Origin of the sequence: Streptomyces sp. NBC_00443 (genome assembly GCF_036014175.1) — a bacterium.
Classification (GTDB): domain Bacteria; phylum Actinomycetota; class Actinomycetes; order Streptomycetales; family Streptomycetaceae; genus Streptomyces.
Genome location: NZ_CP107917.1, coordinates 6,372,379 through 6,390,105, shown reverse-complemented (window position 1 = coordinate 6,390,105; position 17,727 = coordinate 6,372,379). Strand labels below are relative to the sequence as shown.

At 72.0% G+C, this 17,727-nt stretch carries 21 protein-coding genes; all 21 read right to left on the bottom strand.

All coding sequences use genetic code 11. The features are described 5' to 3' along the window. Positions 1-47 precede the first annotated feature (47 nt). The 21 genes from OHO27_RS29135 to OHO27_RS29035 all read right to left on the bottom strand — a co-directional run bounded on the left by OHO27_RS29135 (position 48) and on the right by OHO27_RS29035 (position 17,696). Positions 48-344 carry a hypothetical protein gene (locus tag OHO27_RS29135; protein ID WP_328427930.1) on the bottom strand — a complete coding sequence of 99 codons (297 nt, stop codon included), beginning with the start codon at positions 342-344 and terminating at the stop codon, positions 48-50. After that, positions 337-798 carry a hypothetical protein gene (locus tag OHO27_RS29130; protein ID WP_328427929.1) on the bottom strand — a complete coding sequence of 154 codons (462 nt, stop codon included), beginning with the start codon at positions 796-798 and terminating at the stop codon, positions 337-339. Before OHO27_RS29130 ends, OHO27_RS29135 begins: the two co-directional genes overlap by 8 nt. Then, positions 798-1,838, bottom strand: coding sequence for a hypothetical protein (locus OHO27_RS29125; RefSeq protein ID WP_328427928.1), 1,041 nt, complete (start codon positions 1,836-1,838; stop codon positions 798-800). Before OHO27_RS29125 ends, OHO27_RS29130 begins: the two co-directional genes overlap by 1 nt. After that, a complete protein-coding gene (locus OHO27_RS29120; RefSeq protein ID WP_328427927.1) occupies positions 1,838-3,157 on the bottom strand; it encodes a hypothetical protein in 1,320 nt (439 codons plus the stop codon). The genes OHO27_RS29125 and OHO27_RS29120 overlap by 1 nt, the downstream gene beginning before the upstream one ends. Further along, positions 3,157-7,305 carry a hypothetical protein gene (locus OHO27_RS29115; protein WP_328427926.1) on the bottom strand — a complete coding sequence of 1,383 codons (4,149 nt, stop codon included), beginning with the start codon at positions 7,303-7,305 and terminating at the stop codon, positions 3,157-3,159. The genes OHO27_RS29120 and OHO27_RS29115 overlap by 1 nt, the downstream gene beginning before the upstream one ends. 111 nt (positions 7,306-7,416) lie before the next feature. After that, positions 7,417-7,653 (bottom strand): hypothetical protein, encoded by a 237-nt coding sequence (locus OHO27_RS29110; protein WP_328427925.1) that lies wholly within the window; start codon positions 7,651-7,653, stop codon positions 7,417-7,419. Between the two features lie 5 nt (positions 7,654-7,658). Beyond that, positions 7,659-8,207 carry a hypothetical protein gene (locus tag OHO27_RS29105; RefSeq protein WP_328427924.1) on the bottom strand — a complete coding sequence of 183 codons (549 nt, stop codon included), beginning with the start codon at positions 8,205-8,207 and terminating at the stop codon, positions 7,659-7,661. Between the two features lie 271 nt (positions 8,208-8,478). Continuing rightward, positions 8,479-8,658, bottom strand: a complete 180-nt coding sequence (locus OHO27_RS29100; protein ID WP_328427923.1) for a hypothetical protein — start codon at positions 8,656-8,658, stop codon at positions 8,479-8,481. Positions 8,659-8,686: 28 nt separating this feature from the next. Beyond that, positions 8,687-9,064 (bottom strand): hypothetical protein, encoded by a 378-nt coding sequence (locus OHO27_RS29095; RefSeq protein ID WP_328427922.1) that lies wholly within the window; start codon positions 9,062-9,064, stop codon positions 8,687-8,689. Beyond that, entirely contained in the window at positions 9,061-9,645 is a 585-nt protein-coding gene (locus OHO27_RS29090; protein WP_328427921.1) for a hypothetical protein, read from the bottom strand. Before OHO27_RS29090 ends, OHO27_RS29095 begins: the two co-directional genes overlap by 4 nt. Further along, complete coding sequence (locus OHO27_RS29085; protein WP_328427920.1) at positions 9,636-10,439, bottom strand: hypothetical protein; 804 nt, start codon at positions 10,437-10,439, stop codon at positions 9,636-9,638. The genes OHO27_RS29090 and OHO27_RS29085 overlap by 10 nt, the downstream gene beginning before the upstream one ends. Then, entirely contained in the window at positions 10,436-11,137 is a 702-nt protein-coding gene (locus OHO27_RS29080) for a hypothetical protein (RefSeq protein WP_328430589.1), read from the bottom strand. Before OHO27_RS29080 ends, OHO27_RS29085 begins: the two co-directional genes overlap by 4 nt. Positions 11,138-11,150: 13 nt before the next feature. Next, positions 11,151-11,855 carry a hypothetical protein gene (locus OHO27_RS29075; RefSeq protein WP_328427919.1) on the bottom strand — a complete coding sequence of 235 codons (705 nt, stop codon included), beginning with the start codon at positions 11,853-11,855 and terminating at the stop codon, positions 11,151-11,153. Positions 11,856-11,997: 142 nt separating this feature from the next. After that, positions 11,998-12,165 carry a hypothetical protein gene (locus tag OHO27_RS29070; protein WP_328427918.1) on the bottom strand — a complete coding sequence of 56 codons (168 nt, stop codon included), beginning with the start codon at positions 12,163-12,165 and terminating at the stop codon, positions 11,998-12,000. Positions 12,166-12,176: 11 nt separating this feature from the next. Beyond that, the gene (locus OHO27_RS29065; RefSeq protein WP_328427917.1) at positions 12,177-14,183 is read right to left on the bottom strand and encodes a hypothetical protein; all 2,007 of its coding nucleotides are present in this window, start codon (positions 14,181-14,183) and stop codon (positions 12,177-12,179) included. A gap of 26 nt (positions 14,184-14,209) precedes the next feature. Then, the gene (locus tag OHO27_RS29060; RefSeq protein WP_328427916.1) at positions 14,210-14,503 is read right to left on the bottom strand and encodes a hypothetical protein; all 294 of its coding nucleotides are present in this window, start codon (positions 14,501-14,503) and stop codon (positions 14,210-14,212) included. A 12-nt stretch (positions 14,504-14,515) separates the two neighbouring features. Further along, complete coding sequence (locus tag OHO27_RS29055) at positions 14,516-15,844, bottom strand: hypothetical protein (RefSeq protein WP_328427915.1); 1,329 nt, start codon at positions 15,842-15,844, stop codon at positions 14,516-14,518. A gap of 88 nt (positions 15,845-15,932) precedes the next feature. After that, complete coding sequence (locus OHO27_RS29050; protein WP_328427914.1) at positions 15,933-16,238, bottom strand: hypothetical protein; 306 nt, start codon at positions 16,236-16,238, stop codon at positions 15,933-15,935. Continuing rightward, on the bottom strand, positions 16,238-16,705 hold the full coding sequence (locus OHO27_RS29045; RefSeq protein WP_328427913.1) for a hypothetical protein: 468 nt from the start codon (positions 16,703-16,705) through the stop codon (positions 16,238-16,240). The genes OHO27_RS29050 and OHO27_RS29045 overlap by 1 nt, the downstream gene beginning before the upstream one ends. After that, the gene (locus tag OHO27_RS29040; protein ID WP_328427912.1) at positions 16,674-16,922 is read right to left on the bottom strand and encodes a hypothetical protein; all 249 of its coding nucleotides are present in this window, start codon (positions 16,920-16,922) and stop codon (positions 16,674-16,676) included. Before OHO27_RS29040 ends, OHO27_RS29045 begins: the two co-directional genes overlap by 32 nt. A gap of 9 nt (positions 16,923-16,931) precedes the next feature. Beyond that, the gene (locus OHO27_RS29035; RefSeq protein ID WP_328427911.1) at positions 16,932-17,696 is read right to left on the bottom strand and encodes a hypothetical protein; all 765 of its coding nucleotides are present in this window, start codon (positions 17,694-17,696) and stop codon (positions 16,932-16,934) included. Positions 17,697-17,727 lie beyond the last annotated feature (31 nt).

The following is a 17,727-nucleotide window of genomic DNA, read 5'->3' as shown; positions in this document are numbered from 1 at the left end:
AGGGACGGCCCGGCCCACAACCAGCGGCACGACCAGCAGGGTAATCGTCAGCCGCAGCCCGAGCAGACGGCCGAGCACCGGCCGCAGCCCGAACACCGCTCGTCGACCGAGCAGCAGGAGCAGCGCCGAGGGTCGTCGAGGCGGTAGAGATCTTCGAGCCACAGGACGACCCCGCCGGGGAACCGCTCCAGCACCGCGCCGAGGCTGATGCCGTACACCGGGAGTTCCTGCTCGTCCTCGGCGCCGTCGACGAAGGCCCGGCCGCTGGGGAACTGCGCCCCGTGGAGCACCCGCTCCCCGGGCAGGTGGAGTTGGAACGGGCGGGCGAGGGTGCGGTCAGTCATGCCCGGAGGGTACGGCGGCCGCCATCACATGGACGCGCACGCCCGCCCCGGCAGGGGCCGCGACCCCGGTACCGCGGCGGGGCCTGGTCTGCCAGACGCGGACGGTCGCGTACCAGCCGGTGACCTCCTCCAGCGCTGCCCACACCGTGCGCTCGTCGTCGCCCGGGTCCGGGTCGACGGCGGTCGCTGTGACGGCCGGGACGGTGCCGTACGGGGCCGGGAACGCCCACCGTGCCCGTCCGTCCTCCTCGGTCTCCAGGACGGCCGCCAGGGGGCCGCCGGGCGCCGCGACGGGCGCGGCGGGGGCGGGCGGGGGCGGGTCCTCCTCGCGCGGCCCCTCGGTCCTCGCGGCGCGGCGCTGACCGCCGATCCTGGCCCGCTGGTCGAGGTGGCCGAGGACGCCGGCGAGGGGGTTGCCGACCACCCGTCGCGCCGGGGATCCACGCATCGCCATCAGGCGGCCTCCGCTCCGCTCGCTGCTACCTGGACTTGCACGCTCTCCGTGCCGGGGGTGTCCTCGTCGCCGCCGGTCTCCTGCACCCGCACGCCGGTGATCTTCAGCCGCTGGGACACCTGACGGCACGTCGACGCCGAGGTGACGTCGAGGGTCCAGCCGGGCACGAGCGAGGGCACGTCGATCGCCGCGTCCGGGCTGATGGTGACTTGCTGGGTGTCGACGAACACGGGCACCACCCGAGACACCCGCTGGCGGGCCTTCGCCGCCTCGGCCGCCGAGGTGTTGTCGGTGATCTCGCTCATCTCGACGTACCGCTCGTGCAACCCGTAGTAGGGATCGACGCCGCCGAACGAGCCGATGGCGCCGCTGTCCTCGGACCCGGCGACGACCCACCGGGTGACGAGGGACGCGCCGTCCTCGGCGACCTCCAGGCCCTCGGGGAGGTCGACGTCGGAGAGGCGGCCGACGTTGGCCATGTGGGTTTCCGGGAGGAGGAGGATCGTCGACCCGATCGCCGTGAAGTCGATCCCGGCCTCGGCGAGCTGGCGGAGGTGGTCCCCGGTCTGCCCGACCCCGATCGTGTACGTCCGCGAGCCGGTGACTCCGGCCGGGTCGACGACCCGCACCGTGTGCCCCGGGTCGTCGGGGGCGTAGCCGTCCTCGATAAGCCATGCCGCGATCTCGGCGAGGTCGACGTTCGTGAACGTCCGGGAGGCGTGCGGGACCCGGTTGTCCAGCCACGCGAGCACGTCCTGTGCGCGCAGCTCCACTTGCCCCAGGGACCACGAGATCCCGGTGACCGGCCCGTCCCACACGTATTGCTCGTCACGGAAGATCATCAGCCGGTGCCGCCAGGTCGACACCCGGCCGAGCCGGTTGCAACAGTCGCCGTCCGGCTGGATCGTCACCCGGGCCGTCGACACCGCGTCGAGCGTCCTCGTCCATTCCGTCTCGGTGAGCACGTCAGCCGTCGCGACGGTCGCCCCGTTCCGGTCGACGACCCGCGCCGTATGGGTACCGCACCCTGCGACCGCCATTACAGGCCCCTCCCCGAGACGTTGACCGTGACGAGGGCGTCAAGGGCAGGAGGCGCCTGGAGGTCCGTGGAAATGCATACGCAGTAGCTCGCGCACTCCAGGGGCTTGTACGTCGCCGGCATCCCGTCCCGGCCGTAGACGTCCGGGCTCGACTCGCACACCCCGCCGCACTCGACCGTGGCCCGCCCGGTCTGCCCGTCGAGGGTGACCGCCCCACCGGCCGGGACGTAGGCGACGTGGAAGAACGAGTGAGGCGAGCACCGTTCCATGTCGGCGGTCTCCTCGCACGTCAGGCCCTCCTCGCTCTGCTCGTAGATCTCGATCGTCAGGTTCCGCAGCTCCGACGACCCCGAGCGGACGGTGATGACCGGCACGTCCGACGACCAGTTCGGCCGGCCGGTGAGGTCCATCTCGTAGCAGGCCCGCTCCGACGCCAGGGGGAGGCAGAAGCAGGTGTTCAGCGGCGACCCGGGCAGCGGAGGAGGGTCGACCGCACAGCGGGTGTCGGCACACGCCGCGGTCGGGTCCGGGCAGTCGGCGAACCGGCAGCCGCCCGGACACCCGGCGTCCCCGGCCGGGTGGACGCACCACTCCACACACGACCCGTCGAGGTCCATGGGCGGGGTGACCTCCAGCACCGGCATGGGGTCCGTCCACAGCCACGGCACGGCCGCCGTGAGGACGAACTCCACGGTGAGAATGTCCGCGCCGTTCTGGCACTCGCCGATCCCGCAGCCGTCGCCGGCGCGCGCGGTCACCCGCGGCCCCTCGACGAGGGCGACCCGGCGCAGCGTCCGCCGGTGCCGGGTCTGGAACTCCTCGGGGGTCAGCTCCTCCCCGGGGCAGCAGTTGAACACCTGGAGACAGTCCCCGTCGCACTCCCCGGACGTGCACCCCTGGAGCACCTGCCCGAGCCAGTGGAGCCCGTAGTCCACCCCGCAGCAGGTAGCGCCGAGGACGAGGGCGGTGACGGTGATCGTGCGGGGCAGCGCGCGGGCCGGGCCGATGGCGCCGCCCCCGGCGATCCCCCCGGTCACCGTGCGTTGGACCGGGTAGTCGTCGAGCCCGGCGACGTCGAGGACCAGGAGCCCGGCGAACTCGAGACTCGCCGGGACGTCGGGGTCGTACCACGGTGCCGGCGAGTCGGGGTCGTCCGGCGTGGTGTACGGCAGCTCTTCCAGCATCGCGGCGCCGAACGAGGGGCAGCCGCACGCCCCCTGACTCGACAGCGGGGAGCCGACGGTTTCGAGGTACGCCTCCAGCCGGGCATGGTTGGCGACCTCGACGCCGCCGTAGTTCAGGTACCACTCGGCCGCCATCAGCTCACTCCCGCATCGAACGCGAGCCGGTTCAGTACGCGCTGCGCGGTCACGTGCGCATTGCCCACCTCGCGGATCTCCCAGTTGTTATTGATCACCGTGCCGGGGCCTCCGGGTCCTCGGCCGCGGAACAACGCGGCGAAGTTCCCGGCGTCGGACGCCTGCCGCGAGCGCTGCCCGCGCGTCAGCGGGATCGGCTCCGCGCTGAGCCCGTGGAGCTGCGCGGCGATGCCGTCGGCCATGACCCGGGCCGCGGCCTGGCTCGCGGTCTGGAGCGCCGACAGACGGCGAAGCAGACCGATGTGCAGACCGGCCCCGGTCATGTCACCGATCCGCATGAACACCCGTGAAGGGCTGCGGATCTTCAGCGCCGTACGGATGGCGGCCTGCATGCCCCGCGCAATGTCCAACATCAACTTCTCGATGGACTTGCGCTGACCCTTCAGCCCCTCCAGGAAGCCGCGCCCGGCGTTCTTCCCCGCGTCATACAGCACGTCGGCCGAGGTGTTGCCAAGGGCGCCGGCCGCCTTCGTGAGCTGCCCCTGAAGGCTGTTGATCCGCTTCAGGTTGTCGCTGGTCGAGTTGGCCAACACGTCGGCGAGCTGCGCCCCCTGCTGAGGGCCGAGGCCGATGATCTGCGCGAGGAGATCCTTACGCAGCCCTCGGCGCGCGAGCCGGTTGAGGTCGGCGCTGAACGCCTTCACCCGGGCGACGGCGTCCTCCAGCCCGGACGTGATCGTCCTCGCCGTGAACGCCTCCGCGCCCTGCGTCAGGTTGGCCAGAGAGAACGCGTCGACGGCGGCCTTCGTCGTCTCCGCCGCGAACTTCTGCGCGTCGGCGATCCGCTTCGCGAGGGCGTCACGCTGCGTCGCGAGCTTCTGGAGCTTCTTGTTCCCGGCGTCGACCATGGCGACCAGCCGGTCATCGAGCGTGGAGCGGCGCCCCTCGAACGCCCGGATGATCGACTTCGCGACCTTGTCCGTCGTCGCCTTGATCTGGGCGGCGGTGCCGGTCAGACCGGCGATGAAGCCGCGGCCGGTGTCCCGGCCGATCTGCCGGAACACCTTGGACGGCGAGGAGATCCCGAGGGCGTTCTTCGCCGAGGAGATCGCGCCGGATACGACTTCCTTCGCGGCCGAGGCGATCGAACCGGCCATCTCCTTAACGCCGTTGATCATGCCTCGGATCAGGTCGCGGCCAGCGGAGACGAGCGCCGTCTTCGCGTTGGACAGGGCGCTCGCGGCCTGACCCGGCAGCTTGCGCACCGCGGCGACGACGTCACTGACGAACTTGGAGGCCGCCGACAGAGCCGAGGAGGCGGCGCGGCGGATCGGCCCGACGATCGCCGACACGATCGACGAGAGGGCACTCGCGGCACGCCCCGGGAGCTGCCGAATCCACCGGATGATCCCGTTGATCAAGTCGGGGATGATCGAGTTCCCGACGAGGACGTTGTACAGGTACTTGAAACCAGCAATCACCGCGTTGACGAAACTGGTGACGAAGTTGACGACCGTCGTCAGGATCCCGATCAGCTTGCCGAGGGCGCCGACGATCAGCGAGATCAGCGGGACGACGATGTTGATCGCCGCCCACCCGGCGAACGCTGCCGCGACCTGGAGGATCGGCGCAACGATCCGGATGATCGTCGACACGAGCGGTACGAGCGCCTGGACCAGGCCGAGGATCGGCGGCAGGAGCGGGATCACCGCCGCGACGATCGCGTTGAAGGCAGCGATCAGGGGCGGCAGCGCCGGCAGCAGGGCGGCGATGATCTGCGCGATCAGGGGGGTGATCGCGACGACGACCTGAACGATCACCCCGGCGAGTTGCGCGAGGAGCGGGGCGAGCCCGGCGACGGCTTGGCCGAGGGCCTGGCCGATGGCGACACCGAGCGGGATGAGCGCCTGGAGCAGCCCGGCGAAGGCTTGCGTCAGGGGCGGGATGATCGGCATCAGGGCGCCGACCAGCGCACTGATTACAGGCTGTAGCGCTGCCGCTACGATCTGTAGCGCTGGCGCCAGCAGGGAGGCGACCATGTTCGCCAGGGACCCGACCAGCGGCAGGACCGGGGCGAGGGCGGTCAGGATGCTCGCCAGGGCACCGCCGAGGGGACCGAGGGCGGGACCGATGGCGGCGAGCCCGTCGGCGAGGGCGGTGCCGACGGTCGCCAGGGCGGGGGCGATCTGCGCGAGCGCCGGACCGAGCGAGTTGATCAGGTTGACGATCGCCGGACCGAGCGCCGTGAAGATCGGCGCGAGGCTCGGCGCGATCGCCCCGATCTGTGTGACGAGGGCGCCGATGATCGGCCCGAGCTGGGCGGCGATCGTGCCGACCGTGGCGAAGATGTTCTGTAGGGCCGTCTGTCCCTGGGCCGACTTGACGAACGCTTCTAGCTGCCCCGTGATCGTCGCGAGGTTCCCGAGGAATCCGGCGCCGGCCGTCTCCCCGGCCTGGAAGACGCCGCGGATGATCCCGCCGACGTTCCCCGCGATCTCGCCGAGCTGCCGGAAGACGGCGACCGCGTCCCGGACCCACTCGACGGCACGGCCGGACGCGGCGAACGCCGACAGGCTCGTCCCCAGGGAGGCGCCGGTCTGCGCGATGCTCTTGCCGACCCCGGGCCCGAACGCCTTCAGGACGGCGGCGGCGACGTCGAGGAACCCCTTCGCGAGGGGCGCGGTCGCCGTCGACAGACCGGAGACCGCCGACTTCGTCCCCGCGAGGATCGTCTTCAGCGGGCCGAGGGCCTGCGAACTCGCCGCGAACTTCAGGCCTTCCGACGCCGCCTTGCCGAACTCGCCGGCGATGCCCTGGAGCCCCTTCCCGAGGGGCAGCAGGTTCTTGACCGCCGGGGCGATGTCGTCGGCGAACTTCGAAAAGAACGACTCTTGTACGGACTGCTGAAGCTCCTTGAGCTTCGGCTGGAACGCGGTGACCGCCGTGACGGCCTCGCGGGCGGCCGGGCTCAGCTTCTCCAGGGCCTCGGCGAACTTCTCCGCGTCCCCCGAGAACCCTGCCTTCAGGGCGTCGCCGACGCCCTGTGTCGCGAGCTTCAGGGCGCCCATCGCCGCGGCGGCCCCGGCGATGACGGCCGGGAGGGCGGCGACGATCCCGGCGGCCGGGGCGAGCGCCGCCAGGAACGCGCCGACACCGGACGCGGCGCCGGCCGCGGCGATGCCGATCGCCCCGAACTGGAGGAGCCCGGTCAGCGCGCGGCCGGCGCGGGCGGCGATCCCGGCCACCCCGGAGAACATCCGCGACAGCGCGGAGCGGAACCGGTCGCGGTCCGGGTCGACAGGGACGACGAGGGGTGCGGCCCGGTGGTTGGTGAGTGCCTGGTTAAGGCGGGTGAGGTCCGGGTCGACGCGGATCGAGATCGGGGGCAGGCCGCGGAGGGCGCGCTCCAGCCGTTGCCGGAACCGTACGGCGTCGGCCTCGGCCTGGATCGTGACCGTGCCCAGCGCGCGCAGCCGCAGGCGCAGCCGGGCGGCGAACCGGGAGACGTCCGGCTCGACTCGGACGTTCGCCGTCATCCCCCGGACGGCACGGTTGAGCCGGACCTGAAACCGGCTCATGTCGGGGCGCAGCTCGACCGTGACGGCCAGGCCGCGCACCGCGTTCTGCACCCGCGCCCGGAACCGGTCCGGGTCGATGGTGGCTTGAAGGGTGACCGTGCCGAGGGACCGCAACGCGGCCTGTACGCGCGCCTGGAAGGTGGCGGCGTCCGGGACGACCGGAACGGTGACGCTGCTCCCGAGACCGCGCAGGGCGGCCGTCAGCCGGGTCGCGAACCGGGAGGTGTCGGGGCGGACGTCGACCGTCGCCGACAGACCGCGCAGCGCCCGCGCGAGACGGATCTGAAACCGGGTCGTCTCGGGGGTGACGTCGACGGCGGTCGACAGGCCACGTAGGGCCCTCTGGAGCCTCGTCTCGAACCGGGCGGTATCCGGCTCCACCCGAACGGAGATCGCCGCCGACAGGCCCCGCTCGATGTTCCGGCGGATCTGCTGCCCGATGTTCCGGGTAGCCCGGTCGATCGCGGTTTGGATCCGCTGCCCGAGCGCCTGCGAGTCGGCTACGGCGCCGTCGTCATCAAGCTCGATGCGGATCCGGGCGGACCCGTAGTCCTCTTCCTCGCCGGCCATCGGACAACCCCACGGATAGTGGTGCTGCCCGGCCCTTAACCAGCGGCGACGCCCGGCCCATAACCAGTCGGCGAAGAGCGGCGAGGCGCGCGGCCTGGCCTGGTCCCCAGGTTAGCCGCTGCGCCTGCCGGTGAGCTGTGCGTCCTGCGCCGCCAACTGCGCCATGAGTGCCTGTGCGCCGTCCAACGTCATACCGCCGGCGGCGGGCTTGGGGCGCGGCGCGTCAGGGGCACGAGGTGCCCGTCGACGAGCCCGCTCGGGTGGCGCGTAGAGCTTGGCCCGGTTGCGGGCCCGTTCCTGCTCGTCCTCGGCCGCGGCGTCCATCTGCGCCTCGGCGGCGGCGAGCATCCGCCTTAGCGTCCAGCTGCGGGGGTCGACACCCTGGAGGGCGAGACTCCCATCCCACGCCTCCCACCCTTCTGCGATCGCGGAGCAGAGGCGGAGGACGACGTAGGAGGGCGCTGGTCGGCACCTCCGCCGTACAGCTCGGTCACCCATTCCATGAGTTCCACGAGGACCCGGTCCGGCAGCCGCAGGGCGTCTTGCACCTTCGCGCCGGCGATCCCGTCGGCGTGCTGCTGCGCCTCCTCGCGGTCCTGGTAGGAGCCGACGACCGCCCCGTCCGCGACGACGTCCAGGCGCGTGAACAGCTCGGCCGACTCGGGCAGCATCAGCTGTGCGAGGAACCCGCGAAGGCCGCGCGAGGCGCTGCGCAGCGCGTCCGGGTCGAGGGTCTGCAAGTCCTCCAGGTCGATGCCGGAGGCGGCTTTCTGCGCCTCGCGCAGCTCGCCGAGCGCGTCCATGAACTCATCGCCCATGACCTCGGGCTGAAAGGCGAGTTCCGTCCCCCCGACGTCGGCGACGTGCGGCTCGGTGTTGAGAGCAAATGACTTCTTGGCCACGGGGTGTGTCCTTGTCTCCCGCGCGATCGCCCGGCCCAGAACCAGCGGCGTACGTGGAAGCGTAGAGCACGGCACCTAGTGCCTGGACCGGTCCGTAACCGCTGATGTTGCTCAAATCAGGGTGAGGGTGACGTACCGGGCGGAAGACTGCCGGCATGAGCATCTTCCGGCGCCGCAGGGCGCAGCAGCCCCGTTCGTCCACCTCGTCGACCACGGCCCCGGCCGCGACGGCGCGCACCTCCTACGACCCCACCCCGTACACCTCGACCGTCTACGACAGCGGGTCGACGAGCGGGTCCTCCTCGTCCTGCTCCTCGTCCTCGTCGTCATACGACTCCGGGTCGTCGTCCTCGTCGTCGAGCTGCGACTCCGGAGGGTTCTGACCGCAGACACCGCGAAGGCCCCGGGGGCACCACCCCTCGGGGCCTTCGTCGTTAGGCGCTGGACCCACCAGGATCACCACGCGGCCGGCACCGACTCTACCGGCCCAGCCGCAGGGCCTCGGCCATGAAGTTGTTGGGCCTGGTCCCCGGATGCCTCACCCGCTTCGCGAACACGATCCCGCCCGAGGCACGGAACCGCAGGGCCTTCGCCCGGCGGGGCACGATGATGTGGGGCCGGGTGCCGTCGAGGACGAACCGCACCGCCGGGTGGTCACACCGCACGATCCCCTGAAGCCCGCCAGGGCCCTCCTCGACGGTCCACGTGACGTAGTCCCCCATGCTGCCCGGCGCACGGTCCTCGGCGATGCCGGCGACCCTGCGGGTGCGCTCCTCCAGCTTCCGCCGCGCCGGTCCGCTCCGGGACCGGAGCAGCCTGCGCAACGCCCCCTGATCTAGCCGCACCTCGACGCTCACGACACCTCCTCACCCGGGCATCGGCCGCAGCCGGGCAGGGCCACCGTGACACGCTGCTCGACGCCCACGCAAAGCCCTTCCGGGCCCACCGTGCGCTGAACGCCGAGGACGAACTTCGGCCCGCGCCGGCCGCTGCCCGTCTTGGGCAGACAGCAGATGAGCGCGTTGTAGACCGTGGTGGCGTCGACGTGGAGTTGCCGGGCCGAGGCCGCCAGCTCCTCGCACGAGGGCGGGCACCCTCCCTCGTCCGGTCCGGGCGCGCACCGCAGGAGCGTGATGACCAGCTCGGCCGCCGTCACGGCTGGCGGGGGGCATGACCGCGCGCCCCGGACCTCGCGGTCGAGGGTGGGGAAGCTGGTGGACGGGAAAATCTGCGCGACGTTCACGGTGAGCTGCCCGGAGGTGCCGCCGCCGCACGGGTCGTCACAGGAGTCCCATGCCGCCTTGCCCGGGACGACACAGGCCCGGTCGGGGCAGCCGAGGACGTCCTCCTCGTCGGCCGCCACGGCGTCGAGGGCGGCGCAGACACAGGCGAGGACTTGCTCCGCCAGGTCGTGAAGGGCGAACGGGGTCAGGGCCATTGCGTCACCCGCGGGCGCTTGAAGTCCGGGGAGTACACCCGCGAGGCGTCGCGCTGCCCGTAGGGGTTCACGGCGCTCAGCCACAGGTCGACGAGCGGGAGCCCGGTCCGGCCCTCGGCATAGATCAGCGTCGGGTCGATCTCGATCTCTACGCCCTGACGCTGGAGCCGGGTGACGTTGCGGTTCGCCTTGCAGCCGCACGCACCCGAGCCGCCGCACCCGCGCAGCAGGTGACAGGCGAGTTCCGACACGGCGGCGACCGCCGCGGCGTCGAGGGGCAGGCCCCACCGGTAGGTGACGGTGAGGGTGTCGGGCTGTCCGGGCGCGGCCGCCATGTCCTGACACGAGGGCCAGCAGCCGCCGCCGAGACGGACCAGGCGCCCGGGTGCGTCAAGGCGATACTCGAGACCGGGCGCGAGCACCTGGCCCCCGAGGTTCACCTCCGTCACGTCGTACACCGGGCCGGGGAGGTAGATCTCGCACAGCTCCGAGCAGGAGCACGACGACTTGCAGCCGCAGACCGAGGCGTTGCGCCACTTCCCGCCCGCGTCCATGTACGGGATCCACGGGCCGGCCGTCGCCCCCCACCGGACGAGGAGCGGCGAGCCCTCCAGGCACGACCTACGGCACGGCCGGACGGTCACCGGGCACGGACCCCACCGCATCCCGGACAGGCGCCACAGGATCGACGAGGCGACCGCGACCCACCGGGTCACGGTCTCGGCGTCGTACTGCTCGATCTCGCAGCACGGTTCGAACGGCCACGGGTCACATGGGGCGGTCTGGAGCGTCACCCGCCGCCTCCCCTCTCGTACCGGCACGCCCGGGGGAAGGTGCGCCGGATGTGGGCACCGACCATGCCGCTCGCGAAGGCGTCCGGCATGGTCGACAGGAACGGGCCGTCGGTCGGGAACTGCGGGCCACGCCAAAGGATCTTGACGTCCTCGGCCCGCTCCCCGCCGATCCCGGCGAGATTCCCGTACGCGGTCCGCTTGTGGAGCACGTCCAGGCGCCGGCCGACGTCGAGGGTGTGGAGCATGCCCTCCTTATGCACGACCAGCGGGACATGGAGCTCGTAGGACACCGGGTCCTCGTGGCCCAGGCCGACGAGGAGGTCCCGGGTCTCGCGCAGCCCCCGCAGATAGGAGCCGTTGCCGCGCGTCGCGTAGTACGCCTCGACCTCGGCGACCGGCCCACGGTGCAGGGTTGGCACCCCGTCAGGGAGCGGCTGCATCACGAAGAAGTCGTCATTCATCAGGACGAACGGGTCACTGACGCCCTTGTTGCGGCACGCCGCGGCGACCGCCCTGGTGGTGTTGACGTACTTCGTTCCGGTCTGCGGGGTCGCCAGGTACCGAACGCCGTCGACCCACGGCGGCCGGTACCCGATGAGCCACACGTACCGGTGCGGCAGGTGGGCGACCCATGAGCGCAGGGCGTACCTGAGCTGCTGGTTCACCGCACCCGTCCGCACCGGGACGACGAGGTCCATGTCCGTCACGGCGTCAGGACGCCAGGCACAGACCGCCGGTGACCGGGGTGTACTCGCACACCGGCTCCGGGGGCGCGATCGTCGTGAGCTGAATGCGGCGGTGGCAGTTCGCGCCGAGCGGCGTCAGCAGCGGCCCGGCGGTGCCGGCCGCGTCCGTCGCCACGACGTCGTACGGGCCGACGCCCCAGCCGCCACCCGAGCGGGTCGCGCCGGTCAGCTGGAGGGTCACGGCCTCCGAACCGACTTCGAGGTCCCCGAGCTGGCCGTTCGTGACCCACGGGAGCAGGAAGTAGATCCAGGCGCCGTCACCGCCGCCGTCGGCCGCACAGACGTCCTCGCCGAGGACTTCGGCCCACAGCTCCAGGGCGAAACCGGAGTTGCACTGAAGCGAGCAGTCGTCGTAGCCGACCGGGTTGCCCGCGAAGTCGTAGACCACCGGGTTACCCGTGGTGATCTCCAGGAACTCGGGGCTGACGCTGAAGAAGTTGATCTCGACGTCGTAGCCGTTGAAGCTCGGGCAGCCGCGCTTGAATCCGCACTGCCGGCCGTTCGCGGCACGGTAGGTGACGTCCTCGCCCTCTTCCACGTTGGGGTTCATCGCCACGGAGGCGAGGCAGTCGAACACGAAACCGTTGTCGAGGCCACACACGGGCCGACCACAGGAGTCGACGCGGGTGACACGGACGGTGTCGAGATTGGCGATCAGGGGGCAGGTCACTGGGGCCCTCCAACACGAGACGTGTGGTGGCTCGGCCCACAACCAGCAGCGTCATACGTGGGGGAGAGCCCGGCCCAGAACCAGCGGCATTCCTACGATCAAGGAGTCTAGCTGCGCCCGGCGTCAAGCACCGGGCGCATGGTCAGTCGCCGTCCGGCGTCGGCGCGGGCGGCTCGATCGTGATGACGCCAGCCGCCGCGTTGTACTCCGCTTCGGAGACCTCGCGGTAGCCGTCGGGGATCACGCCGAACACGTCGGCGTCGCCGCTGAGGGAGATCCATCCCCCGGCGTCGTTGAGGAAGTAGCGCACGGTCGCAGCTCCTATCGGGTCATCGCGATCAGGTCGGTGTCGGTGATCCACTGGTTGAACGTCACGGATCCTGCGATCACCCGGACCGCCGGGTAGACCCGCACCGAGTAGCCGGTGTGGGGAGGCAGGACCGCGGCCTGCGAGACGCCGAAGCTGTACCGCTCCCGCCGGGCCGGGCCGTTGACGTAGACGCCGTGCAGGACCCGCACGGCCAGGCCGCCGCCGTCGATCTGGACCGCATAGCCCAACTCGAACTGCGCGTTCGCGGGCCAGGTCAGTTCGACGTGCCCGGTGAACCGGGTCGAGAACGAGACCCCCCGGCACGGCGACAGGGTGTCGGCGGTGTAGGTGCCCTCACTCCAGGCGTTCGGGTCGACGAGGACGAACCCGGCCGTGACGCCGACCGTGGGCGTGCCGAGGGGGTGGTTCTGCTGGAGGGTGACCGCGGCTGACGTGTGCTCGGGAGGCGTCCACAGCGCGCCCGACGTCGGGTCGCACTTCAGCGTGGAGTTCGCGGCCGGGTCACAGTCCCAGTCGTCCGCCCACGGCTGCGACCCGGCGACCGGGAACGCCGCCAGGGGCGCGCCGGTGCTCCCATCACCCTGGAGGCCGCAGCCGACCTCCGGGAGCGCAGCAGGGGGCACGTACAGGCCACCGTCGGGCCCGAAGACGACCGTATTGTCCGCCTCGGTCGACAGGCGCGCCTCGACCTCTCCGGTGCCCGGGGTGTAGGCGGCGCCGTCCCCGGCCGAGAAGCACGTCCGCACGTCCGCGCACTCGACATAGAGCCCATCGGGCCCCTCCTCGATCAGGTTCGAGCCGCCGCCGGGTGGGGCGGGGTCGAGGATCACCGCGGCGCTCACCTCGTACGGGTCGCCGGCCGCCCCAGTGCCGGTGACGGTGACGTCCACGCTCGGAGTGTCGGCGGCCTGGAGCGCCGTCGACGAGGCCGGGGTGTAGAGGCCGCCGTCACCGCCGATCACGGTCGTGTTCCCCGGGTCGGCCGAGACGCGCGCGGTGATCTCCCCGGTGACCGGGTCGTACCCGGCGCCGTCCCCGGCCGAGAAGCAGGACCGCACGTCCGCGCACTCGACGTACAGGCCGTCAGGACCGGTCTGGAGGAGGTTCGTTCCCCCGGCCGGCGGGGCGGGGTCGACGATGACGTCCGTCGTGACGACGTACGGGTCCCCGGCCGCCCCGGTGCCGGTGACGGTGTTGTTCGCGGTCGGGGTGTCCCCGGCCGTCACGACCGAGGGAGCGCCCCCTCCGCCCCCGACCGAATAGAGGCCGCCGTCCGAGCCGAACGCCACGGTGTTCCCGGCATCGGCGGACAGGCGCGCGGAGATCTCCCCAGTGACCGGGTCGTACGCGGCGCCGTCCCCGGCCGAGAAGCACGTCCGTACGTCTGCGCATTCGACGTAGAGCCCGTCAGGGCCCTCCTCGATCAGGTTGCTCCCCCCGCCGGGCGGGGTCGGGTCCAGGCGCACGGCGGCGCTCACGTCGTACGGGTCGCCGGCCGTGCCGGTGCCGGTGACGGTGACGTCGACGCTGGGGGTGTCGGTGGCCTGCACGGCGGTCGACGACGCGGGGGTGTAGAGGCCGCCGTCCCCGCCGATCACGGTCGTGTTCCCGGCGTCCGCCGAGACGCGTGCCGTGATCTCTCCGGTGGCCGGGTCGTACCCGGCGCCGTCCCCGGCTGAGAAGCAGGACCGCACGTCCGCGCACTCGACATACAGGCCGTCGGGCCCGGCCTGGAGGAGGTTGGAGCCCCCGGCCGGTGGGGTGGGGTCGAGGACGACGTCCGTCGTGACGACGTACGGGTCCCCCGCGGCCCCGGTGCCGGTGACGGTGTTGTTCGCGGTCGAGGTGTCCCCCGCCGTCACAACCGTCGGAGCGGCGCCTCCGCCGTCGGTGCTGATGACGTAGGGGGCGCCAGGTGAGCCGTTGCCGTCGACGGTGATGCCGGGCCCGGCGGTGACGCGGCAGGTGCAGCGCGCCGCGCCGCAGCAGTTAGCCATGAGGGTGCTCCGTCTCGTGGGGGTCGTCAGTCGCCGTCGGGGCCGGTGTAGCCGGACAGGCGGCGCGCGGTCGCCTCGGGGATGCCGGCCGTCCGCAGCGCCGTGTAGTCGGCCGACTGGTTCGCCTCGGCCTCCTCGGTGAGCTGCTGCGCGTGGGCCTGCCGCTGCGCCTGGACGTCGGCGAGCGCGTCGGCGTACTCGGCCTCGGTGAGGGCCGTAGCGCCCTCGGGAAGCGTCGGGGGCTGCGGGTCGTCGCCGGTCGCCGTCCGGGACGCCAGGACCCCGCCAGCCGTGCGGTAGTGCAGCGTTACGTCAGCCATGGTCGAGGGCTCCTACAGGACGATGACGAAGGCGCGGAGGAACGACTGAACGCGGTTGTACGTCGCGCCGCCGGACCCCCGTCCCATGCGAATGGAGAGGGTGAACGTGAGCGTCCCGCCCGGCGGGATCGTGCCGCCGTTGACGACTTTCGTGCCCTGGATATGGGTGTCGAGGATCGCCGTCGCCCCGGAGTTGCGGAGGTAGGACATCTCGTCCGTGGCGATCCCGAGGGCGGCGCCGGCGCCTGCGGGGAGGTTGAAATCCGCGTCGACCTCGGCCTCCATGATCAGGAAGGCAGGGCGGCAGGGGTCGGGGTTGGGCACGTCGAGGACGTGGGTGGCGACCTCGGTGTCCTCGGGCGTGGGGACCACCAGATCGGCAGGGTTGAGGATCTGCTGATCCTGGAGGTACGTGATCGAGCCGCGGGGCTCGGAGCGCAGGGCGCCGGCGCTGTCGCAGTACACCCCGCCCGCGTTGGCGTCGACGTCGCACGCGTAGGGCCAGGCGACCACCGCGGCGGCGAGGGGCGTTGCCGGGGAGCCGTCCCCGGTGAGACCGCACGCCGTGTCCACGGTGGCGCCCCCTCCCGTCGGGGCGTAGAGCCCGCCGTCGCCGCCGATGGTCACCGCGTTCCCCGCGTCGGCCGACACCCGGGCGGAGATCTCCCCGGTGGCCGGGTCGTAGGCAGCGCCGTCCCCGGCCGAGAAGCACGTCCGCACGTCCGCGCACTCGACATAGAGCCCGTCGGGACCGGCCTCCAGCAGGTTCGCCCCACCCCCGGGCGGCGCCGGGTCGAGGACGACGTCCGTCGTGACGACGTACGGGTCCCCGGCCGCCCCGGTGCCGGTCACTGTGTTGTTCGCCGTTGGGGTGTCCCCGGCCGTCACGACGCTCGGAGCGCCCCCTCCTCCCCCGGCCGAGAACAGGCCGCCGTCCGAGCCGAACGCCACGGTGTTCCCCGCGTCCGCCGACACCCGCGCGGAGATCTCCCCGGTGACCGGGTCGTACGCCGCGCCGTCCCCGGCCGAGAAGCACGTCCGCACGTCGCTGCACTCGACGTACAGGCCGTCAGGACCGGCCTCCAGCAGGTTCGCCCCACCACCAGGCGGAGCCGGATCGAGGACAACGTCCGCGCTCACCTCGAACGGGTCTGCCGCGGTGCCGGTCCCGCCGACGGTGGCGTTGACGGTCGGGGTGTCGGCGGCCTGGAGCGCGGTGGGCTCGCCTGCGGCCGAGCTGACGATGTACGGGTTGGTCGGCGAGCCGTCGCCGTCGACCGTGACGCCGGGACCGGCAGTCACGGCGCAGTTGCAGCCGTTCGCGCCGCAGCACTTAGCCATGAGAGGGCTCCTCGTGGTGTCGAGGGAGGAGTCGCCCGGCCCATAACCAGCGGCGGTGTTCGATTGTCTGGCGCGCGAGGACGCCGGTCTACGGGGCCACGGCGTGCGCGTGGACGGTGACCCCGGCGGCGGGCGCACCGGCCGCGAGGACGCCGATACCGAGGAGCGTCACCCCGGCCGCGGCGAGGACGTTGACCGTTGTCGAGGTGGCGGTGTTCGCGGTGATCGATTGGGAGCGGAACGCGGCCGGCCCCTGGATCGCCACGGTGACGACCGGAGGCGCAGCGAAGGCACCGGCGGGCCACGTGAAGACGGCGTTCCCGTTCCCGTCGGTGACGGCGGTCGCCCGCTCCTGGCGCCGCTGCGGCGCCTCGTAGTCCCCGGCCGTGCCCATCAGATCTCGCGAGTGGACGTGATCAGGAGATCGGACCCGGCGACCCCGGTGAACGCGTAGGCGTCCTGGAGTGACTCGCCCGCGTCGCCGCCCCGGTCGACACCCCACGACAGGGAGGTCCCGGCCGGGACGGTGACGGGCGAGCCGCCGCCGATCGCGACGGCCGCCGTCCCGGTGACGACGACGAGGGTCACGGACCGGGCGCCGGCCGGGACCGTGACGGTGCCAGCGCCGGTCTGCCGCTGGAGCGTGCCGTCGAGGACCGGATTCGCCGGCGTCGCGGGCGCCTCGCACCGCACCACGGTCCCGACCGCGTTGTAGTCGGCACCGTCGAGGGTCGCGTCAACTGGGACCAGGGCCCCGGCGTCGTCGAGGACGTACCGGCGCAGGAACGCCCCGTTGTCGTCGCACAGGACCTCGTACTCAACGTCAGGCCTACCGGCGACGCTGCCGCTTGTGCCCGCCACTCGGGACCGCCTCCTTCGTCGTCTCCGTGCTGTCGGTGGCTGCGGCGGGCTGAAGGAGGGCGGTACGGGCCTCGTCCTGCTTCCCCTGTTCCGCCTGGTATTCCTCGGCGGTGATCTCGGTGAGACCGGCGTCCGCCAACACCTCCGCACCCGTGTCGGCGAGGGCAACGTAGACGGAGACAACCCCGTCCCGGTTCTTGAAGTAGCGGGCAGTCATGGGGATCTCCTAGTCGCTGACCTTGAACATTGTGACGCGGGGGGTGAAGGTGAACGTGGCGTCGGTTGCGTTGGAGTGCACGTTGTAAAGGGCGATCTGGTCTCCCGCGAGGAACGGCCCCACGTACGACTGAGAGGTTGTGCCCCGGTCCGCCTGACCCGCGTTCTTGGACGCGCTGACGAGGGTGGGCCCCCACACGTCGTTGTACTGCGCGATAAGCGCGCCGCCGCGGACATGACCGATCCGCAGGTCGTTCGTGTAGGTGTAAACCCCGCCGCCCGTGTGCGTGGCAGACCAATAGGTGTCGATCTGCACCGCCCACACGCCAGCTTCCGGGATCGTCACCCCGCTGTACGTCGCCGGAGGAGCGGTGCTGCGGTACTCGACGGTGCTGGCATAGACGGTAGGGATGGTCACCGAGCCAGGGATCACGTCGGCGCGCAGGGCACCGGATGGGGTGATCGTGAGGTCAACCGTTGAGCTGTCCTCGACGGTGAGCGGCGCACCACCGGCCGGAACGAACAGACGCCCGTCCGAGCCGACGCTGAGCGTGTTGCCCGTGTCGGCCGAGGGCGCGACGAGGAGGCCGCCCGCCGCCGCCTCCACGCCGTTCGGCTCCGGAGCGACGATGACGGCCGCCGAGATCGGCGCACTGACCGTGCCGTCCCCGGACAGGTCGACCGTCGGCGTGTCGGTCGTGGCGACCGCGGCCAGGCCGCCGCTTCCTCCGCCGCTACTGGAGCCGCCTCCGCAGCACCACATCTTCCCGGCCACTGGATACCTCCTTGCTCAGGGTGGCGGGCCC

Excerpts from the sequence above, each read along its gene's own strand:
- OHO27_RS29115 (WP_328427926.1), bottom strand. The coding sequence starts at position 7,305 with ATGGCCGGCGAGGAAGAGGACTACGGGTCCGCCCGGATCCGCATCGAG.
- OHO27_RS29135 (WP_328427930.1), bottom strand. The coding sequence starts at position 344 with ATGACTGACCGCACCCTCGCCCGCCCGTTCCAACTCCACCTGCCCGGG.
- OHO27_RS29040 (WP_328427912.1), bottom strand. The coding sequence starts at position 16,922 with ATGACTGCCCGCTACTTCAAGAACCGGGACGGGGTTGTCTCCGTCTAC.
- OHO27_RS29125 (WP_328427928.1), bottom strand. The coding sequence starts at position 1,838 with ATGGCGGTCGCAGGGTGCGGTACCCATACGGCGCGGGTCGTCGACCGG.
- OHO27_RS29065 (WP_328427917.1), bottom strand. The coding sequence starts at position 14,183 with ATGGCTAACTGCTGCGGCGCGGCGCGCTGCACCTGCCGCGTCACCGCC.
- OHO27_RS29055 (WP_328427915.1), bottom strand. The coding sequence starts at position 15,844 with ATGGCTAAGTGCTGCGGCGCGAACGGCTGCAACTGCGCCGTGACTGCC.
- OHO27_RS29130 (WP_328427929.1), bottom strand. The coding sequence starts at position 798 with ATGGCGATGCGTGGATCCCCGGCGCGACGGGTGGTCGGCAACCCCCTC.
- OHO27_RS29090 (WP_328427921.1), bottom strand. The coding sequence starts at position 9,645 with ATGGCCCTGACCCCGTTCGCCCTTCACGACCTGGCGGAGCAAGTCCTC.
- OHO27_RS29060 (WP_328427916.1), bottom strand. The coding sequence starts at position 14,503 with ATGGCTGACGTAACGCTGCACTACCGCACGGCTGGCGGGGTCCTGGCG.
- OHO27_RS29080 (WP_328430589.1), bottom strand. The coding sequence starts at position 11,137 with ATGGACCTCGTCGTCCCGGTGCGGACGGGTGCGGTGAACCAGCAGCTC.
- OHO27_RS29110 (WP_328427925.1), bottom strand. The coding sequence starts at position 7,653 with ATGCTCGCCGCCGCCGAGGCGCAGATGGACGCCGCGGCCGAGGACGAG.
- OHO27_RS29120 (WP_328427927.1), bottom strand. The coding sequence starts at position 3,157 with ATGGCGGCCGAGTGGTACCTGAACTACGGCGGCGTCGAGGTCGCCAAC.
- OHO27_RS29050 (WP_328427914.1), bottom strand. The coding sequence starts at position 16,238 with ATGGGCACGGCCGGGGACTACGAGGCGCCGCAGCGGCGCCAGGAGCGG.